Genomic DNA, 7001 nt, shown 5'->3' with positions numbered 1-7001 from the left:
TCTAGTCTTCCTCAATTATTTAAACCTCCTCAAACAATATAAATTAGTATTCCACTAATAATATTCGTTGAGTACATATACATATTTATAACATTTTAATGCGAAGAATTTTTAATCTTTAGAGCTGATTCCACTTAGGCATTTTCAAAAATAGTTTCTGCATTGCCAAACGCAAAACCCAAAAACACTTCATACAGATTTACTATTAGAGGGAATTTTTGTTAATATTCCAAAGACATTATTATATTTAAAGAAGTAACTCGTTACATTATCCTCTGTTGGTACCTCTATATATTAATACTATTATTTTCATCTTTAAAAGTTACATTTTTTATAGGAACTAATGGTATTATAAGTGTTATAAATATCATTATACCTGTAATAAAAAATGTATTTCTTATAGAATATACATCAACTAGGAAACCTAATAAAGGAGATAATATTGCATAAAAAATAGATTTTAATAAACTTTGTATAGAAATCATTGTTGCTCTAGTTTCAGAATTTATATTTTTATTTAATAAATTACTATATAAAGGAACAGAATATCCCCAAAGTGCATATAATATTATACTAAGTAATATTATTGCAAATGATTTTTTTACAAAATAAATAGATATATATACTAGACTAAAAATAATAGCAATAAAAAATAATGTGGCTTTTATATCTATATATTTCTCTACATAAGGATACAATCTAGCAAAAATAGAACTTATTAAATTCAACACACAAAAAATTATCCCAAATAAAGCAACGTTTATATTTATATATTTAAATAATATTTGTAACTGCCAGTTTACTAACATAAAATAAGAAAATAAAAATGCTCCATAAAACATTATATTAATTAAATATTTTTTAGTTTTAATATTTCTAAAACTCCTAATTATTGTAATATAATTATCATTAAAAAATTTAATCTTTTTTTTAGTTTTATTTTCTAAATTTATCTCATTAAAAGATAAAATAGCAATAAACGCTAATATAAATGCTAGTAGTGTAAAAATATATGGCAAACTTCTATTTATACTATATAAACCTCCTCCAATTATACCACTGACAGAGAATACCATAAATATTAAACTATTTGCCTTCGCAGTAACATTTTTAAATACTTCTTCTTTATTATAAAATTTTAAGTAATCATAAACTAACGCATCTGCAGTACCCGACTCCAGTACTTCCCCTATTCCAAAACATACAGTAGATATTATAATTAAGATATATCCTTCTATATTTATATTTTTTAAAAATAATGCTAATATACTTAAAATGAATAAGCTAATAATTTTAAATATTAGACTAATAGCTAATATTTTTTTTCTACCAATATTATCAGCAAAAGATCCAGTAGGAACTTCTAATAAAAATTTAACAATAGATAACACTGAAAAAAAAATCATAACTACACCATAAGGAACCCCTAACCCTTTGTAAAATATAACAAATATAGGCAGATAAAACAGCGCTCTAGATAGTGTTACATATATTAAATATTTATCTATATTTTTATCTATATTTTTATTTATATATTGTTGATTCACGGAATTCACTCCTTATTTTTTATAAAGAGATTCTCAAATAAAATATTTTTAACAAATCTATATACAAAATATCTTTAATTTCTAAATCCTTTATTTGTTTTTTTAATATTTGATGGTATCTATTTATTAGAATTTATCTCGTAAATTGGTATAAAAAAATAGAAGAACATCACCTTATTTGGTATAATTGAATCACAACAAACAATAACCAATAAAATTATTCTTCAATAGTACTCAATTTCCTTCATATTACTATATATTCTAATAAAATATGCTAAACCTAAAATAGAGCCTATTTCAAAAACAATTGCTATAATCCATGCAATACTATATCCTATTTTATTTACCAAAATACCAATAAGCACAGTAACAACAATACTAAAAATAGATTGAACTGATGATATCGCTGAATAATATGTTGCTCTATTATTACTGGAAATATAATCATTTTTCCAAATAGAAATTGTTGTTCCTGAAATACTTAACCCTATATCAAATAAGATAAATGACGCTATTGTAAACCACATATTATCGAATACAAGTAAAATTACAAGAGAAAACACTATTAATCCCTTACCAAAATATGTAGTGTTAAATAAAGATGTTATTTTTAATACTAACCCAGATAAAAAATTACCAACCATAAGTGCAAACATTAATGCAATAAAAACAAAAGTTACGTATTTTTCTTCCAAATTGTACTTATTCATTAAGCACAGTTGCCAAACCAAAATAAACACTGAGTAACTAGTATAATTCATCATTTCAAAAACCACCATAGATCGCATACGTCCATCAGAAAAAAAACTCTTTGTAAATTCCTTTATTACAGATATTATATTATCATTTTCAAGTTTACCTTTATTGTCTTCAAACACAAATAGAAATGCAAGACCAGATATCACTGAAACAATTGCACCTAAATACAATGGCCAAAAAATTGATTTATAAATTAGCCAAGTAGCAATAAAAGTTGACACAATGGAAAATCCAGACACAACTCCACTCATTTTAGGCATAAGCTTTTCACGTTCACTCAACACATCTAATTTTACCATAGTATCATAAAACCAAGACTGTGGCGAACCACTAAACATTGCCATTGAAATCGCTAATAGTGCAAAGGCCAGAAAATAGCTTGGTATATTTGATGATATCGCAAAAATTAATAATCCCACTCCATACAATATTAATGAAATCCCTGCTACCTTTTTTCTACCTATATAATCAGAAATAACACCCGATGGATAATCCACAATTAAAAGTACAAATTCCTGAAATCCTACTAAAAAACCAATCATTCTAACAGATAATCCTTGGTCATTAAGAACAAGCATATAAGAGACACCAAACATCTTGTCTGAAAATTGAAACAATCCCATAACTATAGTATAAAATATCGCTATATTTGTAATTTTATTTCGTTTTATGTTTTTCATTTTTAACTGCCACTCTTCTCTTATTTTTAAAAAAATCCACCAGTATTCTACTACACTCTTCATTATATACCCATTTAATATCAACCCAATGATTAAAAGAGTCATTTTGAAGTACATTTATTACTGAACCACATGCTCCAGCTTTATCATCAAAAGTTCCAATATATACTTTGCCTATTCTAGCCTGAACGATTGCACCTGCACACATTGGACATGGTTCTAATGTAACATATAAACTACACTCATTAAGTCTCCAACTTTGTAATTTTTCTGAAGCTTTCCTTATAGCTAATATTTCTGCATGAGCAGTAGGATCATTTAAAGTTTCTCTTAGATTATGTGCCCTCGCTATAATTTCATCATTTTTTACTATCACGGTACCAACAGGAACTTCTTTTAAAATTAAAGCTTTTTTAGCTTCATTTAATGCTTCATTCATAAAATAATCAATCAACCATATCGCCTTCCATCTTTCCTAGGTACGTTAAAATTTAAAATCTCATACCTTTATTTATTGCACCCATTTTTAGTATTATATTGGTTTTATTATAAACAAGTTCTTTTTTGTAGCAATTATGCTGCTAACATTCATAATTAAGGCAATTTAAAATGAATAGCAATTCAATTTTAAATTGCTATCATATTTTTTAAATTATACCATTTTGCTTATAATTTATCAATTGATATTTAACATACTTACACATAAATGTAACTTTGAAATTAATTTTGACTGAATTTAAGTATAATTACCCATTTTCCCAAAAATAATTTTTTATGGTTTATTTTCCAATAAAACTGCCCACCTCTTGAAAATTGACCAATCTTAACTCTATCTTTTGTGTCGATAGATATTCTTAAAATGTTATCATGGTTTTTAATTTCATTATGAACTTCTTTGAGATTATCAAAAATTGCATCTGTTTCTGGTATTTTCTTTAAAGTTTTTTGTATCTTTCTAAGTGTATATCCCAATATATTAATTTTATTGTTTAGTGTCTAATTTGTTGGCAATTCTTCATCACAATATTTTTTCTGTGCAATAAGTTGCTTCCTTATTTCTTTATTTTTTTCTAGTAATTATAATTAAAACACATTTTGAAGGTATATTTTTATTTTTCTGAAAATTGACTTGTTATTTTTTTGTTATAGCCTAACTTTGTAAGTATAATAATCACCATTCCCCCTTTTATAGCATACCTTAGTATGGTATAAAAGAATTTATCAGAAAAGGAGATTATTATGATTAAAGAAATAAATACGTACAACTTCAATAATGAAATTTTGATACCTAATATACCAGTTGTTGTAGATTTTTGGGCACCTTGGTGCGGTCCATGCAAAATGGTAAGTCCTATACTTGAATCACTCTCGCAAGAATTGTCTTCACAAGTTAAATTTGTAAAAATAGATATTGACTCTAATCCTATTATTGCTCAAAATTTTAATATTTCATCAATACCTACAATACTAATTTTTAAGAACGGCAAAATACAGCAAACAATAACAGGATTCCTTCCTAAACAAAAAATAAAAAAAATCATCCATAAAGTGTTAAAATAATAAAACAAATACGAAAAAGCCATCTAAGAGGTTTTCTTAGATGGCTTTTTGTATCCACAAATATGGCGCACTCGATATGTTTGTTTTTTCAATTTTAAAATATCGTGCTTATTTTTCCATATTTTCCGTTTAGTAATACTTTATATTTTAAAATATTATCTGACTAGATTGGTCTTTTATAATTTCATAAAATTCTTCATTATTAACCAACTTATGTTGATTTTCAATTGAATTATCCGATTTTTTTCTATTAAATCTAAGATATCTTTCCTGTCTTACATTATTAAGAATATTCTCAATTTCTGATTCATCTATTAACTTGTTATTTATAAATTCGTATAATAACACATCATTAGATTTAAATGTTATTGGCTTTCGGTTTTTCCTTTTAAATTTATCATCCTTAATAAGTTTTTCCCCTGCAAGAGTAACATAATCATAGCAATCATTATCATGAGTGAAAATAATAGCATTTTCAATATTGTCAAAATAATAATATGCTAATATATATGCCAAGACACATATTGATATTTCTCCTGCATTTTTTCTTTTTATCCTACCATTAGATAGTCTTTTTCCAGCCAAACCTTCATTATATAATTTTTGAAGCCATTCTTCATAAGGTTCTAAGTCTTCAATCGGGTTTCCTCTAATAATATTTCTATTAATGAATCTTGTAATTTCTGCTGATGTATAAACAGAATATTTAAATAAATTAAAAAGATCTCCTTCTAGCCCGTTTACTAATTCACAATAATTTTGTTCTTTAATATGAAATTTATTTAGTTTATATCTTTCTGATAATTCACATACATATTCTTTTCTGTACTCACTATCATTTATCTCTTCTTCAACCCATCCTGGAATTAAAATTAAATTATATCTTCCAAAAATCTTATCTGCACTTATAATCTCTTTGATTTTTATTAGAAAGTCAATGGTATTATTATCTAATATACATATATTTAACTCTCCACCATATGATATAAATTGTTTTAATTCCTCTACTCCTTGCATATTCATCAAATTAATCCTCTTTTTATTTCATTTATTTCGTCTTTCAATTTATTTAAAAATTCATAATTTGAGTTATGATATGAAACACTTGGATTTTCATTTGCCTTATCTTGTATTGTTTTTTCCAATCCACCCATACTAATTATATATGACGGTTTTACCAATTCAGAATCTAACTCTAATTCTTCGAATTTTTTAATCAAATTACTAGGCTTACTATCAAAATATTTTAAAATAATATTCTTTAATTCATTATTATTATATCTGCTAACTGCATCTTCATATAAATTAATCATTATTGCTTTATACGGTGCTTTATACATATCCATACATTTAATAATTCTATCAATAAAATTTTCATCACTTAAAGAATGATAATACTCATAAACATTTCCCAACATAATAGATGCAGCAAAATAATCCGCTTTTCTTTCGTTTAATTCCATATCTATAGAAATATTATGTTTATCATTCTCCAAATTAATATCATATAGTAAATGATATACTTCATGCCAAGCGACAAAATATTGATACACTCTAGGTTGTGCTGTATTTATAATTGGAATCTTTTTATTATTTCTAATTACTACTGCTCCACCCCAATATTTATCATCAATTGGTAATTGTATGAGGTGATTATCTTTTAAAATTTTAAATGCTAATTTTTCTTCACCTTTTATTCCTTGTGTATTGAATCTAACTATTAAATCATTAATAAGTCCTTGTATTTCTACTTTAACTTCTAGATTTTTCTTAATAACTTCATCTAAATTTTGGCTCGTAATAATCTCAGACATAACTAAAGCACCTACCTAATCATAATAAATTTCACATAAATGTAAAATATCATCTAAAATCATAAACATATTTTTTGCTTCAGGCTTTAATTCATGATTTTCAGGAGAATTATCTGAAAATGCCACGTCAGGTATATTACTAACTTCTTGTTCTGAATTATAATTTAATAATTCCTTAATAGTTAAAATTTGATTATCTAAAATTTTATTTATATGAGTAGTAAAAGTTGTTTTATTGTCTATTTCACCATTTATAATTCTATCTAATGTAGGTCTTGATATATTGCTAAGTCTTGAAAAAGACGATTTAGTATAACCTTTCTCCTTAATTATATTTAATATATTCTGTCCAACTTTTTTTCTAATTTCAAATGCCCTATCTAAATTATATCTATCTGTAATATTCATTTTTACACCTGATTTCTAAAATTTAGACAATCTTACCTGTCTAAATTTTTCACCTTATCGGACTAATAAGATGGTGGTATCACAGGATTCAACCACTAGGATAGCATTGCTAAATCTCGTCTTGCCACTATTGTTCAATTATCCCAATAGAGTCCTACAAGATTATGGGAGTTACCCATTCCTCAAAATATTTTAATCACCTAAGCCTTTCCTACTAGGTGTACTTAGGCAAT

8 protein-coding genes are annotated in these 7001 nt (G+C 25.4%); 1 reads left to right on the top strand and 7 read right to left on the bottom strand.

The window, feature by feature from the left end; all coding sequences use genetic code 11:
* Nucleotides 1–287: 287 nt before the first annotated feature.
* The 4 genes from CLTEP_RS12865 to CLTEP_RS12850 all read right to left on the bottom strand — a co-directional run bounded on the left by CLTEP_RS12865 (nt 288) and on the right by CLTEP_RS12850 (nt 3961).
* Entirely contained in the window at nt 288–1547 is a 1260-nt protein-coding gene (locus CLTEP_RS12865; protein WP_066827341.1) for an MFS transporter, read from the bottom strand.
* A 224-nt stretch (nt 1548–1771) separates the two neighbouring features.
* Nucleotides 1772–3049 (bottom strand): MFS transporter, encoded by a 1278-nt coding sequence (locus CLTEP_RS12860; protein ID WP_207644331.1) that lies wholly within the window; start codon nt 3047–3049, stop codon nt 1772–1774.
* Nucleotides 2964–3425, bottom strand: coding sequence for a tRNA adenosine(34) deaminase TadA (gene tadA / locus CLTEP_RS12855; RefSeq protein ID WP_066827342.1), 462 nt, complete (start codon nt 3423–3425; stop codon nt 2964–2966). The genes CLTEP_RS12860 and tadA overlap by 86 nt, the downstream gene beginning before the upstream one ends.
* Before the next feature lie 281 nt (nt 3426–3706).
* Nucleotides 3707–3961, bottom strand: a complete 255-nt coding sequence (locus tag CLTEP_RS12850) for an ISAzo13-like element transposase-related protein (RefSeq protein ID WP_479723503.1) — start codon at nt 3959–3961, stop codon at nt 3707–3709.
* A 264-nt stretch (nt 3962–4225) separates the two neighbouring features.
* Between CLTEP_RS12850 and trxA the strand changes: the two genes are divergently transcribed.
* Nucleotides 4226–4546 carry a thioredoxin gene (trxA, locus tag CLTEP_RS12845; protein ID WP_066827336.1) on the top strand — a complete coding sequence of 107 codons (321 nt, stop codon included), beginning with the start codon at nt 4226–4228 and terminating at the stop codon, nt 4544–4546.
* 147 nt (nt 4547–4693) lie between these two features.
* On the opposite strand, the gene CLTEP_RS12840 is transcribed toward trxA, so the two are convergent.
* The 3 genes from CLTEP_RS12840 to CLTEP_RS12830 are packed head-to-tail and all read right to left on the bottom strand — an operon-like array spanning nt 4694 to nt 6768.
* Nucleotides 4694–5572, bottom strand: a complete 879-nt coding sequence (locus tag CLTEP_RS12840; protein WP_153016338.1) for a hypothetical protein — start codon at nt 5570–5572, stop codon at nt 4694–4696.
* Complete coding sequence (locus tag CLTEP_RS12835) at nt 5569–6360, bottom strand: ImmA/IrrE family metallo-endopeptidase (protein ID WP_066827332.1); 792 nt, start codon at nt 6358–6360, stop codon at nt 5569–5571. Before CLTEP_RS12835 ends, CLTEP_RS12840 begins: the two co-directional genes overlap by 4 nt.
* Before the next feature lie 15 nt (nt 6361–6375).
* Nucleotides 6376–6768 (bottom strand): helix-turn-helix domain-containing protein, encoded by a 393-nt coding sequence (locus CLTEP_RS12830; RefSeq protein WP_066827330.1) that lies wholly within the window; start codon nt 6766–6768, stop codon nt 6376–6378.
* Nucleotides 6769–7001 lie beyond the last annotated feature (233 nt).

Source organism: Clostridium tepidiprofundi DSM 19306 (assembly GCF_001594005.1).
Taxonomy (GTDB): Bacteria; Bacillota; Clostridia; order Clostridiales; family Clostridiaceae; genus Clostridium_AC; species Clostridium_AC tepidiprofundi.
Note: the sequence above shows the minus strand (reverse complement) of the source record. Positions and strands in the feature narration are given on the sequence as shown.